This is a genomic window from Cellulomonas sp. RIT-PI-Y, from assembly GCF_025642745.1.
GTDB lineage: Bacteria > Actinomycetota > Actinomycetes > Actinomycetales > Cellulomonadaceae > Cellulomonas.
On sequence record NZ_JANZKP010000036.1, the window covers coordinates 22,466 to 35,733 of the forward strand.

General features: G+C 72.9%; 13 protein-coding genes. 7 read left to right on the top strand and 6 right to left on the bottom strand.

All coding sequences use genetic code 11. The annotated features are described in order from the left end of the window. Window positions 1–9: 9 nt before the first annotated feature. On the top strand, window positions 10–810 hold the full coding sequence (gene hisN / locus OGL89_RS11820) for a histidinol-phosphatase (RefSeq protein WP_263120348.1): 801 nt from the start codon (window positions 10–12) through the stop codon (window positions 808–810). 4 nt (window positions 811–814) lie between these two features. Here hisN and rsgA read toward each other — a convergent pair whose 3' ends face one another. The 3 genes from rsgA to OGL89_RS11835 are packed head-to-tail and all read right to left on the bottom strand — an operon-like array spanning window position 815 to window position 3,741. Beyond that, window positions 815–1,858 carry a ribosome small subunit-dependent GTPase A gene (gene rsgA / locus OGL89_RS11825; RefSeq protein WP_263120349.1) on the bottom strand — a complete coding sequence of 348 codons (1,044 nt, stop codon included), beginning with the start codon at window positions 1,856–1,858 and terminating at the stop codon, window positions 815–817. A gap of 5 nt (window positions 1,859–1,863) precedes the next feature. Then, window positions 1,864–3,189, bottom strand: coding sequence for a 3-phosphoshikimate 1-carboxyvinyltransferase (aroA, locus tag OGL89_RS11830; RefSeq protein WP_263120350.1), 1,326 nt, complete (start codon window positions 3,187–3,189; stop codon window positions 1,864–1,866). Window positions 3,190–3,243: 54 nt separating this feature from the next. Further along, window positions 3,244–3,741 carry a DoxX family protein gene (locus OGL89_RS11835; protein WP_263120351.1) on the bottom strand — a complete coding sequence of 166 codons (498 nt, stop codon included), beginning with the start codon at window positions 3,739–3,741 and terminating at the stop codon, window positions 3,244–3,246. 162 nt (window positions 3,742–3,903) lie between these two features. Between OGL89_RS11835 and OGL89_RS11840 the strand changes: the two genes are divergently transcribed. The 5 genes from OGL89_RS11840 (at window position 3,904) to OGL89_RS11860 (ending at window position 7,738) form a co-directional block, all read left to right on the top strand. Continuing rightward, window positions 3,904–4,554 carry a sigma-70 family RNA polymerase sigma factor gene (locus OGL89_RS11840; RefSeq protein ID WP_263120361.1) on the top strand — a complete coding sequence of 217 codons (651 nt, stop codon included), beginning with the start codon at window positions 3,904–3,906 and terminating at the stop codon, window positions 4,552–4,554. Continuing rightward, complete coding sequence (rsrA, locus tag OGL89_RS11845; protein WP_263120352.1) at window positions 4,551–4,850, top strand: mycothiol system anti-sigma-R factor; 300 nt, start codon at window positions 4,551–4,553, stop codon at window positions 4,848–4,850. Before OGL89_RS11840 ends, rsrA begins: the two co-directional genes overlap by 4 nt. Window positions 4,851–5,102: 252 nt before the next feature. Continuing rightward, a complete protein-coding gene (locus OGL89_RS11850) occupies window positions 5,103–6,191 on the top strand; it encodes a type IV pilus twitching motility protein PilT (protein WP_263120353.1) in 1,089 nt (362 codons plus the stop codon). A gap of 105 nt (window positions 6,192–6,296) precedes the next feature. Further along, on the top strand, window positions 6,297–7,118 hold the full coding sequence (locus tag OGL89_RS11855) for a DUF4097 domain-containing protein (RefSeq protein ID WP_263120354.1): 822 nt from the start codon (window positions 6,297–6,299) through the stop codon (window positions 7,116–7,118). Beyond that, complete coding sequence (locus tag OGL89_RS11860) at window positions 7,118–7,738, top strand: PadR family transcriptional regulator (protein WP_263120355.1); 621 nt, start codon at window positions 7,118–7,120, stop codon at window positions 7,736–7,738. Before OGL89_RS11855 ends, OGL89_RS11860 begins: the two co-directional genes overlap by 1 nt. A gap of 3 nt (window positions 7,739–7,741) precedes the next feature. Here the strand turns inward: OGL89_RS11860 and OGL89_RS11865 are convergent, their stop codons facing one another. Both OGL89_RS11865 and OGL89_RS11870 read right to left on the bottom strand, forming a co-directional pair. Continuing rightward, window positions 7,742–8,341 carry a GDSL-type esterase/lipase family protein gene (locus tag OGL89_RS11865; protein ID WP_263120356.1) on the bottom strand — a complete coding sequence of 200 codons (600 nt, stop codon included), beginning with the start codon at window positions 8,339–8,341 and terminating at the stop codon, window positions 7,742–7,744. Window positions 8,342–8,431: 90 nt separating this feature from the next. Further along, a complete protein-coding gene (locus OGL89_RS11870) occupies window positions 8,432–8,575 on the bottom strand; it encodes a hypothetical protein (RefSeq protein WP_263120357.1) in 144 nt (47 codons plus the stop codon). A 93-nt stretch (window positions 8,576–8,668) separates the two neighbouring features. Here OGL89_RS11870 and OGL89_RS11875 point away from each other — a divergent pair, with 93 nt between their 5' ends. Continuing rightward, window positions 8,669–9,634, top strand: coding sequence for a helix-turn-helix domain-containing protein (locus OGL89_RS11875; RefSeq protein ID WP_263120358.1), 966 nt, complete (start codon window positions 8,669–8,671; stop codon window positions 9,632–9,634). Between the two features lie 167 nt (window positions 9,635–9,801). Here the strand turns inward: OGL89_RS11875 and OGL89_RS11880 are convergent. Next, a partial coding sequence (locus tag OGL89_RS11880; protein ID WP_263120359.1) for a multifunctional oxoglutarate decarboxylase/oxoglutarate dehydrogenase thiamine pyrophosphate-binding subunit/dihydrolipoyllysine-residue succinyltransferase subunit occupies window positions 9,802–13,268 on the bottom strand: 3,467 nt, incomplete at its 5' end.

The following is a 13,268-nucleotide window of genomic DNA, read 5'->3' on the forward strand; positions in this document are numbered from 1 at the left end:
GTTGACCGTATGACCCGGTACGACGACGACCTCCGCCTCGCCCACGTGATCGCCGATCAGGTGGACGCGCTGACCATGTCGCGGTTCAAAGCGCAGGACCTGGTCGTCGAGACCAAGCCGGACCTGACCCCGGTCTCGGACGCCGACCGCGCCGCGGAGGAGCTGATCCGGATCCAGCTGTCCCGGACCCGCCCGCGGGACGCGGTGCACGGCGAGGAGCTGCCGGACACCGGTCATGGTCCGCGGGTCTGGGTGGTGGACCCGATCGACGGGACCAAGAACTTCGTCCGCGGCGTGCCGGTCTGGGCGACGCTGATCGCACTGCTGGACGGCGACCGGGTCGTGGTCGGCCTGGTGAGCGCCCCCGCCTTGAACCGGCGGTGGTGGGCGGCGGCCGGCACCGGCGCGTGGACCGGGCGTTCGTTGGCCGCGGCGACCCGGATGCGGGTGTCCGAGGTGCGACGGCTGCAGGACGCGTCGCTGTCCTACTCCAGCCTCACCGGCTGGGAGGAGGCCGGCCGGCTGGACGGCTTCCTGGACCTGACCCGGCAGGTGTGGCGCACCCGGGCCTACGGCGACTTCTGGTCGCACGTCCTGGTCGCCGAGGGGGCGGTGGACCTGTCCTGCGAGCCGGAGCTGGCCCTGCACGACATGGCGGCCCTGGTGCCGATCGTGACCGAGGCGGGTGGGCGATTCACGTCCCTCACCGGTCAGGACGGACCGTTCGGCGGCTCGGCCCTGGTGAGCAACGGTCACCTGCACGACGCGGCGCTCCAGCTGCTCGATCCGCTGGACACCGGGACGCCCTGAGGTCCTAGCCCTCGGCGCCGGTCCGGCTGACCAGCAGGCGGCGGAACGAGTCCAGTCGGTCGGCCCGTGCCCGGCGCAGCTCGCTGCCCTCCTCGGCCCCGGCCACCCAGTCGTCCAGCGCGCAGTCCGGGCTGTCCGCCAGGTGCGTGCACCCGCGCGGGCACTCGGCGGCCACCTCGGCCAGGTCCGCGAACGCCCCGATCAGCCGGTCCGGCTCCACGTGGGCCAGCCCGAAGGACCGCACGCCGGGGGTGTCGATCACCCAGGTCCCGGCTGCGGCGGCCGGCACCCGGAGGGCGACCGCGCTGGTGGAGGTGTGCCGTCCCCGGCCGGTGACGTCGTTCACCCGGCCGGTGGCCCGCCGGGCGTCCGGCACCAGGGCGTTGACCAGCGTCGACTTGCCGACGCCGGAGTGACCGACCAGCACCGACGTCCGGCCGTCCAGCGCCGCGCGCAGCTCGTCCAGCCCGTCGATGCCGTCCGCGGCCACCTGGGTGACCACCACCCGGACCCCGATCGGCTCGTAGAGCTCACGCAGGGTGCTGGGGTCGGCCAGATCCGCCTTGGTCAGCGCGAGCAGCGCGTCCATCCCGGCGTCGTAGGCGGCGACCACGCAGCGGTCGATCATCCGGGTGCGCGGCTCGGGGTCGGCCAGTGCGGTGACGATCACCAGCTGGTGGGCATTGGCCACGATCACCCGCTCGAACGGGTCGGTGTCGTCCGCGGTCCGGCGCAGCACCGTGCTGCGCTCGGCGATCCGGACGATCCGGGACAGCGAGCCGTCCGCGCCGGAGGTGTCGCCGACCAGGTCGACCTGGTCGCCCGGCACCACCCGGTCCCGGCCCAGCTCACGCGCCTTCATCGCGATCGCCGGTCGTTCGCCGGGGCCGTCCGGGTCGACCAGCACGGTGTACCGACCGCGGTCGACGCCGGTGACCAGCGCCCGCTCGGCGTCGGCGTGCTCCGGACGGGTCTTCGTGCGGGGGCGCGACCCCCGTCGGCTGGGGCGGACCCGGATGTCACGCTCGTCGAACTCGCGGCGTGCCACGGCCGTCAGCCCCGCACCAGCATGGCGTCCCACAGCCCGGTGAAGTCCGGGATCGTCTTGCTGGTGGTGGCGACGTCCTCGACTGCGACCCCCGGGGTCACCAGACCGATCAGTGCGCCGAAGGTGGCCATCCGGTGGTCGGCGTAGGACCGCACGACGGCCGCGTGCAGCGGTGCCGGATCGATGATCAGCCCGTCCGCGGTCTCCTCCGCGCGGGCGCCGAGCCGGGTGATCTCGGTGCGCAGCGCGGCCAGCCGGTCGGTCTCGTGGCCGCGCAGGTGGGCGATGCCGCGCAGGACGGTGCGCCCCTGGGCCAGTGCGGCGACAGCGGCGATGGTCGGCGCGATCTCCCCGGCGGCGCTCAGGTCCAGGTCGATCCCGACCGGCTGACCGGAGCCGCGCACGCTCAGCACGTCGCCGTCCAGCGAACAGGTGGCGCCCATCCGCTCGAGGATGCCGGGCAGGAGGCCGCCGGGCTGGGTGGTCCGGGCCGGCCAGCCCGGGACCCGTACGGTGCCACCGGCGACCACCGCGGCGCACAGGAACGGCGCGGAGTTGGACAGGTCCGGTTCCACCCGCACGTCCCGGGCGGCGACCGGGGCCGGGGAGACCCGCCAGGTGCCGGGCACCGAGTCGTCGACCTCCACGCCGGCGTCCCGCAGGGCGGCCACGGTCATCTCGATGTGCGGCAGGCTGGGCAGCGTCGCGCCGACGTGCCGCACGGTGAGTCCCTCGGGCAGCCGGGCGGCGGTCAGCAGCAGTCCGGAGACGAACTGCGAGGAGCCGGAGGCGTCCACGTCCACCGCTCCGCCGCGGACCTGCGGCCCGCCGGTCACCCGGAACGGCAGGAAGCCAGGCTCACCCTCCTCGACCACCTGGGCGCCGAGGTCGCGCAGCGCGGTCAGCACCGGGCCCATCGGCCGCACCCGGGCACCGGGATCGCCGTCGAAGCGCACCGGCCCGTCGGCCAGCAGGGCCAGCGGCGGCAGGAAGCGCATCACCGTGCCGGCCAGCCCGCAGTCGACCTCGGCGCCGCCCCGGACCGGACCGGGCGCGATCAGCCAGTCGCCGGGGTGCTCCGGGTCGTCCTCGACGCCGATCCCGAGCTGCCGGAGCGCCGCGGCCATCAAGAGGCTGTCCCGGGACCGCAACGGCGACCGCAGGCGTCCCGGACCGTCGGCGAGTGCCGCCAGCACCAGATAGCGGTTGGTCAGCGACTTGGAACCCGGCACCTCCACCGTGGCGTCCAGCGGGCCGTCGGCTCGCGGGGCGGACCACAGCGGCAGCGTGCCGTCGTAGTCGCGGGACGGGTGGTCGTCGGCGCCGGTCATGGGAGCCAGGCTATCGGCCGTGACCGTCCGGACCGTCCGGCGTCCGGACCGGCGTCAGTCCCGGTGCAGCGCCTCGCGTGCCTGCTCGGCCTTCGCGGCGGCCGCACGCACCGCCTGGGCGTGCTCCACGCGCCAGCGCACGCTCGGCCGCCCGTGGGTGTCGGCGGCGACGATCAGCGCGCCACCGGTCAGGGCCAGCGGGCGCAGCAGTCGCTGGCGCCGCTCGGCCTTCGGCCCGCGGTGCTGCTTGTCGACGGCGAGCTCGGCCAGCGCCAGGGGGAAGGTCAGCAGCGCGAGCGCGGCACCAGCCAGCCGCGGCGCCTTGCCGACCGCGAGCAGTCCGGCGGCGGCCACGGTGGCGGCGCCGTGCGCGCGGATCACGGTGGTGAGCGTCCGCTCGTCCAGATCCAGGTCGGCCGGGACCGTGGCGTCCAGCCGGGTCAGTGCGGTGCGGGCGGTGGTGACGTGGGCCTGCGGGTGGCGGAGGGCGTCGATGCCCTCGGCCACGAACCAGGACGCGAACAGCGGGCGGGCGATCCGGCGCAACAGCATGGTGCCTCCTCGACTCGACGGTCCGGGTGCGACCGTCCGAGCTCACACGCTAGTCCGGGAATGGACCGTGGTGCCTGTCATGTTGTGCGGATCATGAGTGCGATGACCCTGGAGCGACCGTCGGTGATCGCCGACGCCCGGACGCGACTAGGCTCGGCCCCGATGAGCGAGGACACCACACGCGCGCCCGAGTCGGAGGACCAGGCAGCGCGCAGCGAGCGGTTCGAGGCCGAGGCGCTGGTCTACCTGGACCAGCTGTACGGCGCCGCCCTGCGCATGACCCGGAACCCGTCGGACGCGGAGGACCTGGTCCAGGAGACGTTCGCGAAGGCGTTCGCCGCCTTCCACCAGTACCGGCCGGGGACGAACCTCAAGGCCTGGCTGTACCGCATCCTGACCAACACCTTCATCAACACGTACCGCAAGAAGCAGCGGCAGCCCCAGCAGTCCCAGGGCGCGGACGAGATCGAGGACTGGCAGATCGCCCGGGCGGCGTCGCACACCTCGACCGGGCTGCGCTCGGCGGAGGCGGAGGCGCTGGACCATCTGCCGGACTCGGACGTGAAGGACGCGCTCGCGCGACTCCCGGAGGACTTCCGGATGGCGGTGTACCTCGCGGACGTCGAGGGCTTCGCCTACAAGGAGATCGCGGAGATCATGGGAACGCCGATCGGGACGGTGATGTCCCGGCTGCACCGCGGCCGCGGCCAGTTGCGCGAGATGCTCGCCGACTACGCCCGGGACCGTGGTCTGGTCGGCGCTGGCGACGACGCGTCGGGGGCCGACGCTGCGGGTTCGAGGAGGACACGATGAGCGGCGAGGACGCGCCGAAGGACACGTCGGCCTGCGGGGGGCCGGACTGCGACGAGAAGGTGGACCGCCTGTTCGCCTATCTCGATCGGGAGCTGGCCACCGCCGACGCGGACGAGGTGCGGTCCCACATCGAGGAGTGCCGGCCCTGCCTGGACGAGGTCGCGGTGGATCAGGTGCTCAAGGACCTGGTCAAGCGCTGCTGCCAGGAGGAGGCCCCGGTCGACCTCAAACTGCGGATCCGTGCGCAGCTGACGACGGTGCGGGTCGAGTCCGTGCGGGTCGAACCCGCGGGCTGAGACACGACGAAGGGCCCGGTGCTGGTGCACCGGGCCCTCGTACGTTGCTGGCAGCGCTCAGGCGTTGGGGCGCTTGCCGTGGTTGGCGGAGCTCCCCGCACGGGAACGACGCTTGCGACCACGCTTGCTCATCGACATCTCCTCGGCTCCTGGCGCTGATGCGCCGGTTGTCACCCGCCATCGTCCCACATCCGTGGGGCGGCCGGTGTCACGGGCCTCATCCTCCGGCCTCCGGCGGCCGATAGGACTCCTGTGAGCGATCAGCCCCAGTCCGTCGTCCCCCTGCTGCACGCCCTGGTCCAGGCCGGCGGCTCCGATCTGCACGTCAAGGTCGGCTCCGAGCCCAGGGTCCGGGTGGACGGGCGCCTGCGCCGGCTGCAGGTGCCCTCCCTGAGCCCGAAGGACACCGCCTCCATGCTGGAGGAGGTGCTGCCCGAGGAGCTGACGGACCTCTTCGCCCGCCGGCACGAGGCCGACTTCGCGTTCTCGCTGTCCGGCGTCGGTCGGTTCCGGGTGAACGCCTACCAGGCCCGAGGCACCTACGGCATGGTGTTCCGGCTGGTCGGCGTGGGTGCGCAGTCCCTGCAGGAGCTCGGTCTGCCGGAGATCGTCGGCGAGCTGGCCCTGGAGCCCCGCGGGCTGGTGCTGGTCACCGGGCCGACCGGCTCGGGCAAGACCACCACGCTGGCCTCGATGATCGACCTGATCAACACGGTGCGCGAGGCCAACATCGTCACGATCGAGGACCCGATCGAGGTGCTGCACCCGGACAAGCGCAGCATCGTGTCCCAGCGCGAGATCGGGCAGGACACCGCGGACTTCACCGTGGCGCTGCGTGCGGCCATGCGCCAGGACCCGGACGTGATCCTGGTCGGTGAGATGCGGGACGTGGAGACCGTGCGGGCCGCGCTGTCCGCGGCGGAGACCGGTCACCTGGTGCTCAGCACGCTGCACACCATCGACGCCGCCGAGTCGGTGAACCGCATCGTCGACTTCTTCCCGCCGCACGAGCAGCAGCAGATCCGGGTGGCGCTGTCCCAGTCGCTGCGCGGGATCGTGTCCCAGCGGCTGGCCCGGCGCGCCGACGGGGGCGGGCGGATCGCGGTGATCGAGGTGCTGGTGAACACGGGCCGCACCGCCGAGGCGATCGTCGACCCGGGGAGCGCCGAACCGCTGGCGGACCTGATCCGGAGCGGGGAGTACTACAAGATGCAGACCTTCGACCAGCACCTGGTCCAGTTGTTCGGCGCCGGACTCGTCACCTACGAGGAGGCGTGCGCGGCCGCCTCGAACCCGCAGGACCTCACCGTCGAGCTGCGCGCCGCGGGCCTGATCGCCTGACCCGCCTCCGACCGTCCCGTCCCTCGCGGGGTCTTGCTTCACGTAGTAACGCGTTATAACGTGTTTCTGTCCTGATCGAGATCCATCGCGTGGTGGGAGAGTGGCATGGCGACCGAGTCCTGGGTGGTCTCCGGACCGCAGGTGATCGAGGTGGAGGACGTGCACGCCCTGCGCGTCCGGGTGTCCGGTGGGCGGGTGGACGTCGTGGCGCACGACGACCCGGCCCGGACCGACGTCCGGCTGGAGGTGCACTCGGTCGAGGGTCATCCGCTGGAGGTCACCTACGCCGACGGTGCGCTGTGGGCCGGGGTGCGGGACGGCGAGGGCCTGGACGGGCTCCTCGGCCGGATCACCGGTGGCTTCCGGCGCGACCGGATCGACCTGCACGTGGCCGTGCCCCGCGCCGTCGTGGCGTCGGTCTCCACCGTCGAGGCCGAGCTCCTGCTCGCCGGGGTGGAGCAGGACGCCACGGTGACCAGTGTGTCCGGTGCGATCGTCACCGACAGCACCCGCGGGGCGCTCACGGTCCGCAGCGTCTCCGGCGACGTCGTGGTGCGCGAGCACGTCGGCGACCTCGGGCTGAACGACGTCTCCGGCGCGCTGACGGCCAGTGGCGAGCTGACCCGGGTGCACGTGAACACCGTCTCCGGCGACGTCGCGGTGGACACCCGCTCCTCGTCGTCGATGTGCCAGGTGAAGTCGGTCTCCGGGGACGTCACCGTGCGGCTGCCCGCGGGTCACGGCGTGAACGTCGAGGCGACCTCGGTCAGCGGCCGGGTGCTGGTGGACGGTGTCCAGCGCGGCGACCGGTTGCCCGGACGGACCCAGGTGGATCTGCGGGATCCGGGTGCCACCTGCTTCGTCACCACACGGTCGGTCTCCGGCGACCTGACCGTGGTGCGCGCCCCGTCGGGTGACGAGTCCTGATGCCCCCGGTGTTCGCGCACGGCCAGCTGCGCCTCTACCTGCTGGCGATGCTCGCCGAGGGACCGCTGCACGGCTACCAGGTGATCACGGCACTGTCCGAGCGCTTCGGTGGCACCTACCGGCCCAGCCCGGGCACGGTGTACCCGCGGCTGGCCCGGTTGGAGGAGGAGGGGCTGGTCCGGCGCACCGACCTCGGGCGCAAGGCGCAGTACGAGCTCACCGAGACCGGTCGCGAGGAGCTCGCCGCGCACGCCGACGAGCTGGCCGCCCTGGAGCGCGACCTGGCCGAGACCGTGCGGGCGCTGGCGTCCCAGGTGCGCGCCGAGGTCACCGGCGCGATGGCCGGGGTCCGGGCCGAGCTCGCCGCAGCCGCGCAGGAGGCCCGGCTGGCCGCGCGGGGACGGGTGCGCGAGGACGCGGAGGCCGCGGCCGATCGGCGTCGGCGGCAGAAGCAGCTCCGGGTGGAGTGCGAGGCCGAGCTGAACCAGTTCCGCGAGCAGATGCGGGCCGTCCTGCGGACCGCGGAGGCCCAGGGGCGGCTCGGGACGCTCGGCGCCGACACCCTGCGCACCATGCTGAACGGTGCGCTCACCGCGGTCGAGGCGGCGCTGGGCCGCTGAGGCTCAGCCCAGGTCCTCCGGCAGGCCGAGCCAGGTGTTCCAGTGCGAGTGCAGCACCAGCCACGCGATCAGGCCGTACCCCGCCTGGCCGGGCAGCGCGCCGTCGCCGGCGGCGAGGTCGGCCAGCCACTGCTCGTGGTGGACCAGCGGGTGGTAGGTGTCGACGTAGGGCACCCGGCGGCGTCCGGCCACGTCCGCGAACGCGGCGGACAGGTCGGCGAGCCCGGTGCCGTCGATGCCGCCCCCGGGCGGCGGTCCGACCACGAAGGCCGGCATCCGGCGCTGGTCGGCGGCGTCCAGGATGTTCGCCAGGTTGAGCCGGCTGCGGGCCAGCGAGACGCCCTGCTCCAGGTCGGTGCGGCCCAGGGCGATCACCAGGCGGTTGTCGGCCTCGGGGGAGCGGCGGCGGTCGACCTCCTGCTCCCACCGGGAGGCGAGCTCACTGGTGCTCTCCCCGGGGACGGCCAGGGTCAGCACGGTGGGCGGCTGCGGGGCGGTGGTCCGGGCGACGACCCGGCCGACCCATCCCAGCGCTCGCGGATCTCCGGCGCCGGCGGTCAGCTCGTCGCCGATCACCACCAGGCGCAGCGGCAGCTCGCCCACGGTCCCACCCTTCGGTCTGCGGCAGGCCCGGCGCCCGCCCATCGCGCCAGTCTCTCAGGTGTGGCGGTTCGGGCGATTTCGACGCGCGGGTCAGGAGTCCGGTCGGGGTGGTTCGGTCCAGTCGTGGTGCGAGGCGGGTGGGCGGCGCTCGCCCAGGCCGTCGCGGCGCACGGCCAGGGCCAGCCGGATCAGGGTCCACACGATCAGCGCGCCGATCAGCCAGAGCAGAGTCATGGCAGAAGTCTGTGATCGGAGGATATTCCGCCACCAGTGGCAGCACTGCCCCGTGCCATCGATCTTCCGCCAGATCGGTGGCAGACTGCCAGCATGCTGCAGCGCGTGGCCGCCATCGCGGCGCCCGGTGTCTCGCCGTTCGAGTTCGGCCTGGTGTCCGAGGTGTTCGGCATCGACCGACGCGACACGGGCGGTCCGAGCTTCGACCTGACGGTGTGCACCCCCGAACCCGGCGACGTGCCGATGCGCACCGGGCTGAGCGTCCGCGTGGACGCCGGGCTGGAGGCCACGGAGCAGGCCGACCTGGTGATCGCCCTGCCTTACGGCGACGACTACCCCCTGCCCGAGTCGATGCTCGCCGCGCTCCGCTCCGCACGGGAGCGTGGCGCGTGGGTGATGAGCATCTGCTCCGGCGCCTTCGCCCTGGCGGAGGCCGGGCTGCTCGACGGTCGGCGGTGCACCACGCACTGGATGTACGCCGCCGACCTGGCCGCCCGGTTCCCGGCCGCCGAGGTCGATCCCGCGGTGCTGTACGTGGAGGACGACGGCGTGATCACCAGTGCCGGCACGGCCGCGGGGATCGACGCCTGCCTGCACCTGGTCCGGGCCGAGCGCGGTGCCCGGGCCGCTGCCGGGGTGGCCCGCCGGATGGTGGTGCCCCCGCACCGTGACGGCAACCAGCTGCAGTACGTCGACACCCCGCTGCCCTGCGACGCGGACACCCTGGCCCCGTTGCTCGCCTGGATGACCGAGCATCTGGCCGAGGAGCTCAGCGTGCCGGAGCTGGCCGCGCGCGCCCTGATGAGCGAGCGCACCTTCGCCCGGCGGTTCCGTGCGGAGACCGGCACCACACCCGCCGCCTGGCTGACCCGCCAACGGCTGGTCCGGGCCCAGGAGCTGCTGGAGCGCACCGGTGCCGGGGTGGACGAGATCGCCCGGTCCAGCGGGTTCGGGACGTCGGCGGTGCTGCGGCACCACTTCGCGCGGGTGCTGAGCACGACCCCGCAGGCGTACCGCCGCCAGTTCGCCTGCACCGAGGAAGCCGAACGGGTCGCCTGAACGAGCCGAGCCGGGCCGATCGCGACGGATCGACGGTGGCCGACCGATCGGACCGGAGCGGTCACCCCGGAAGGATCACGTCGGACCCTTCGCCCGCACACGCGGCAGGCCGCCCGGTCCACGAGGGACCGAGCGGCCTGCGACGAGCGGCCTCGGCAGGCGGTCGATCAGCGGTCGAACGCCTCGGCCAGCAGCTCCGCCTGCTCCGCCTGGTGCGCCTTGGCGCTGCCCGCGGCGGTGGAGGCCGACGCCGGACGACTGACCGCCCGGACCGGCGCGCCCACCAGCTGCGGCAGGGTGAGCGACAGGTGGCCCCAGGCTCCCTGGTTCCGCGGCTCGTCCTGCACCCAGACCAGCTCGGCACCGTCGAAGGGCGCCAGCGCGGCCCGCATCGAGTCGGTGTCCAGTGGGTACAGCTGCTCCACCCGCACGATCGCGGTCCGGGTGTCGCCCAGCTTCTCCCGCTGCGCGACCAGGTCCCAGTAGACCTTGCCGGAGCAGAGCAGCACCCGGTCGACCGCCTCGGCACGGACCTGGTCGTCGCCGATCACCGGGCGGAAGGTGCCGGAGGTGAAGTCGGCGATCGGTGACGCGGCGGCCTTCAGCCGCAGCATCGACTTCGGGGTGAAGACCACCAGCGGCCGACGGGGCCGCGCGTAGGCCTGGCGGCGCAGCAGGTGGAAGTAGGACGCCGGGGTGGTCGGCTGGGCCACCGCCAGGTTGCCCTCGGCACACAGCTGCAGGAACCGCTCGATCCGGGCGGAGGAGTGGTCCGGGCCCTGGCCCTCGTAGCCGTGCGGCAGCAGCAGGACGACGCTGGAGTGCTGGCCCCACTTCTGCTCGGCGGAGCTGATGAACTCGTCGATGACGGTCTGGGCGCCGTTGACGAAGTCGCCGAACTGCGCCTCCCAGAGCACCAGGGCGTCCGGGCGCTCCACCGAGTAGCCGTACTCGAAGCCCAGGGCCGCGTACTCGGACAGCGAGGAGTCGTAGACCCAGAACTTGGCCTGGTCGCCGGACAGGTAGAGCAGCGGGGTCCACTCGGCGCCGGTGTTCCGGTCGTGCAGCACCGCGTGCCGCTGCACGAACGTCCCTCGCCGGGAGTCCTGGCCGGCCAGCCGCACCGGGGTGCCCTCGATCAGCAGCGACCCGAAGGCCAACAGCTCGCCGAAGCCCCAGTCGACGCCGCCCTCGCGGGACATCTGCTCGCGCTTGGCCAGCAGCTGGGCCAGTTTGGGGTGCACGGTGAAGCCCTCCGGCGCCCGCACGTGCGCGGTGCCGATCCGCTCCAGCGACTTGGCCGGGACCGCGGTCTGCCAACCGATGATCACACCGGCGTCCTCGCGCTGGGACTCCGGGCGCTCCAGCCCGGCCACCGGCTCGGCGTCGTCGGTCGGCGGGGTCCAGCCGTCCTCGCGGGTCTCGGCGAACACCCGCTCCAGCTGCGCCTGGTAGTCGCGCAGCACGTGCTCCGCCTCCTCCAGGGTGATGTCCCCGCGGGCGACCAGCGACTCGGTGTAGAGCTTGCGCACCGAGCGCTTGGCCTCGATCAGGTTGTACATCAGCGGCTGGGTCATCGAGGGGTCGTCGCCCTCGTTGTGCCCGCGGCGGCGGTAGCAGACCAGGTCGATGATGACGTCCCGGTCGAACTGCTCGCGGTACTCGAAGGCCAGCTCCGCGGCGCGGACACAGGCCTCCGGGTCGTCGCCGTTCACGTGGAAGATCGGCACCTGCAGGCCCTTGGCCACGTCCGTGGCGTACTGCGAGGACCGCGAGGAGCTCGGGCCGGTGGTGAAGCCGACCTGGTTGTTGATGATCAGGTGCACGGTGCCGCCGGTGCGGTAGCCGCGCAGCTGGGACAGGTTCAGGGTCTCGAAGACCACGCCCTGCCCGGCGAAGGCCGCATCGCCGTGGATCAGGATCGGCAGCACGGAGAACCCGTCGCCGCCCAGGTCGATCCGGTCCTGCTTGGCCCGGACGATGCCCTCCAGCACCGGGTCGACCGCCTCCAAATGCGAAGGGTTGGCGGCCAGGTACACCCGGGTGGTCGCGCCGGACTCGGCGGTGAAGTGGCCCTCGGTGCCGAGGTGGTACTTCACGTCGCCGGAGCCCTGCACCGACTTCGGGTCCTGGTTGCCCTCGAACTCGCTGAAGATCTGCCCGTACGACTTGCCGGCGATGTTGGCCAGCACGTTCAGCCGGCCACGGTGCGCCATGCCGATCGCGACCTCGTCCAGACCGCCCTCGGCGGCCCGGGACAGGATGGCGTCCAGCAGCGGGATGAGCGATTCGCCGCCCTCCAGGGAGAACCGCTTCTGGCCGACGTACTTGGTCTGCAGGAAGGTCTCGAACGCCTCTGCCCCGTTCAGCCGGCGCAGGATGCGCAGCTGGTCCTCGCGGGGGGTGGGCGCGTAGCCGGACTCCAGGCGCTCCTGCAGCCACTTGCGCTGCCGGGGGTCCTGCAGGTGCATGTACTCGATGCCGGTGGTGCGGCAGTAGGAGTCACGCAGCAGGGCGAGCACCTGACGCAGGGTGGCCCGGGTCTTGCCGGTGAACCCGCCGGTGGGGAAGGAGCGGTCCAGGTCCCAGACGCTCAGTCCGTGGTTCTGGATGTCCAGGTCCGGGTGCTTGCGCAGCCGGTAGGCCAGCGGGTCGGTGTCGGCCATCAGATGACCGCGCGAGCGGTAGGAGTGGATGAGCTCCGCGATCCGGGCCGGCTTGATCGCCTCCGCGTCCGGGTCGTGGGCGGCGTCGCGCACCCAGCGCATCGGCTCGTAGGGCACCCGGAGCGAGGTGAAGACCCGGTCGTAGAACCCGTCCTCGCCGAGCAGCTTGCGGGCCAGGATCCGCAGGAAGTCGCCGGACTGTGCGCCCTGGATGATCCGGTGGTCGTAGGTGCTGGTCACGGTGAGCACCTTGGAGACGCCCATCTTGTTCAGCTGCTCGTCGCTGGTGCCGGCGAACTCGGCCGGGTAGTCCATCGCTCCGACGCCGATGATCGCGCCCTGCCCGGCCATCAGCCGCGGCACGGAGTGCACGGTGCCGATGGTGCCGGGGTTGGTGAGCGAGATCGTGGTCCCGGCGAAGTCGTCGACACCGAGCTTGCCGCCGCGGGCGCGGCGGACCACGTCCTCGTAGGCGGACCAGAACTGGGCGAAGTCGAGGGTCTCGGACTTCTTGATGCTGGGCACCAGGAGCTGGCGGGTGCCGTCCGGCTTGGCCAGGTCGATCGCCAGGCCCAGGTTGATGTGCGCCGGGCTCATCACGCCGGGCTTGCCGTCGATCAGCTGGTAGGCGGCGTTCATCGACGGCATCTCGCCCACCGCCTCGATCAGCGCGAAGCCGATCAGGTGGGTGAAGGAGACCTTGCCGCCCCGGCCCCGGGCCAGGTGGTTGTTGATCACGATCCGGTTGTCGACCAGCAGCTTGGCCGGGATGGCCCGCACCGACGTCGCGGTCGGCACCTCCAGGCTGGCCTCCATGTTGGTGACCACCCGGGCCGCCGGGCCGCGCAGGCGCTGCACCTCGTCGGTGGGCTCCGGCTCGGGCTCCGGCTGGTCGGACCGGGCCTGGGCGGCGTAGGCCGCGGTGGCGGGCTGCGCGGTGGCGATCGGCGCCGTCGGCGGGTTGGGCA

Bases quoted from the DNA above. Each gene is read 5' to 3' on its own strand.
- hisN (WP_263120348.1), top strand. From the start codon at position 10: ATGACCCGGTACGACGACGACCTCCGCCTCGCCCACGTGATCGCCGAT.
- aroA (WP_263120350.1), bottom strand. From the start codon at position 3,189: ATGACCGGCGCCGACGACCACCCGTCCCGCGACTACGACGGCACGCTG.
- OGL89_RS11835 (WP_263120351.1), bottom strand. From the start codon at position 3,741: ATGCTGTTGCGCCGGATCGCCCGCCCGCTGTTCGCGTCCTGGTTCGTG.
- OGL89_RS11840 (WP_263120361.1), top strand. From the start codon at position 3,904: ATGAGCGAGGACACCACACGCGCGCCCGAGTCGGAGGACCAGGCAGCG.
- rsrA (WP_263120352.1), top strand. From the start codon at position 4,551: ATGAGCGGCGAGGACGCGCCGAAGGACACGTCGGCCTGCGGGGGGCCG.
- OGL89_RS11855 (WP_263120354.1), top strand. From the start codon at position 6,297: ATGGCGACCGAGTCCTGGGTGGTCTCCGGACCGCAGGTGATCGAGGTG.
- OGL89_RS11860 (WP_263120355.1), top strand. From the start codon at position 7,118: ATGCCCCCGGTGTTCGCGCACGGCCAGCTGCGCCTCTACCTGCTGGCG.
- OGL89_RS11870 (WP_263120357.1), bottom strand. From the start codon at position 8,575: ATGACTCTGCTCTGGCTGATCGGCGCGCTGATCGTGTGGACCCTGATC.
- OGL89_RS11875 (WP_263120358.1), top strand. From the start codon at position 8,669: ATGCTGCAGCGCGTGGCCGCCATCGCGGCGCCCGGTGTCTCGCCGTTC.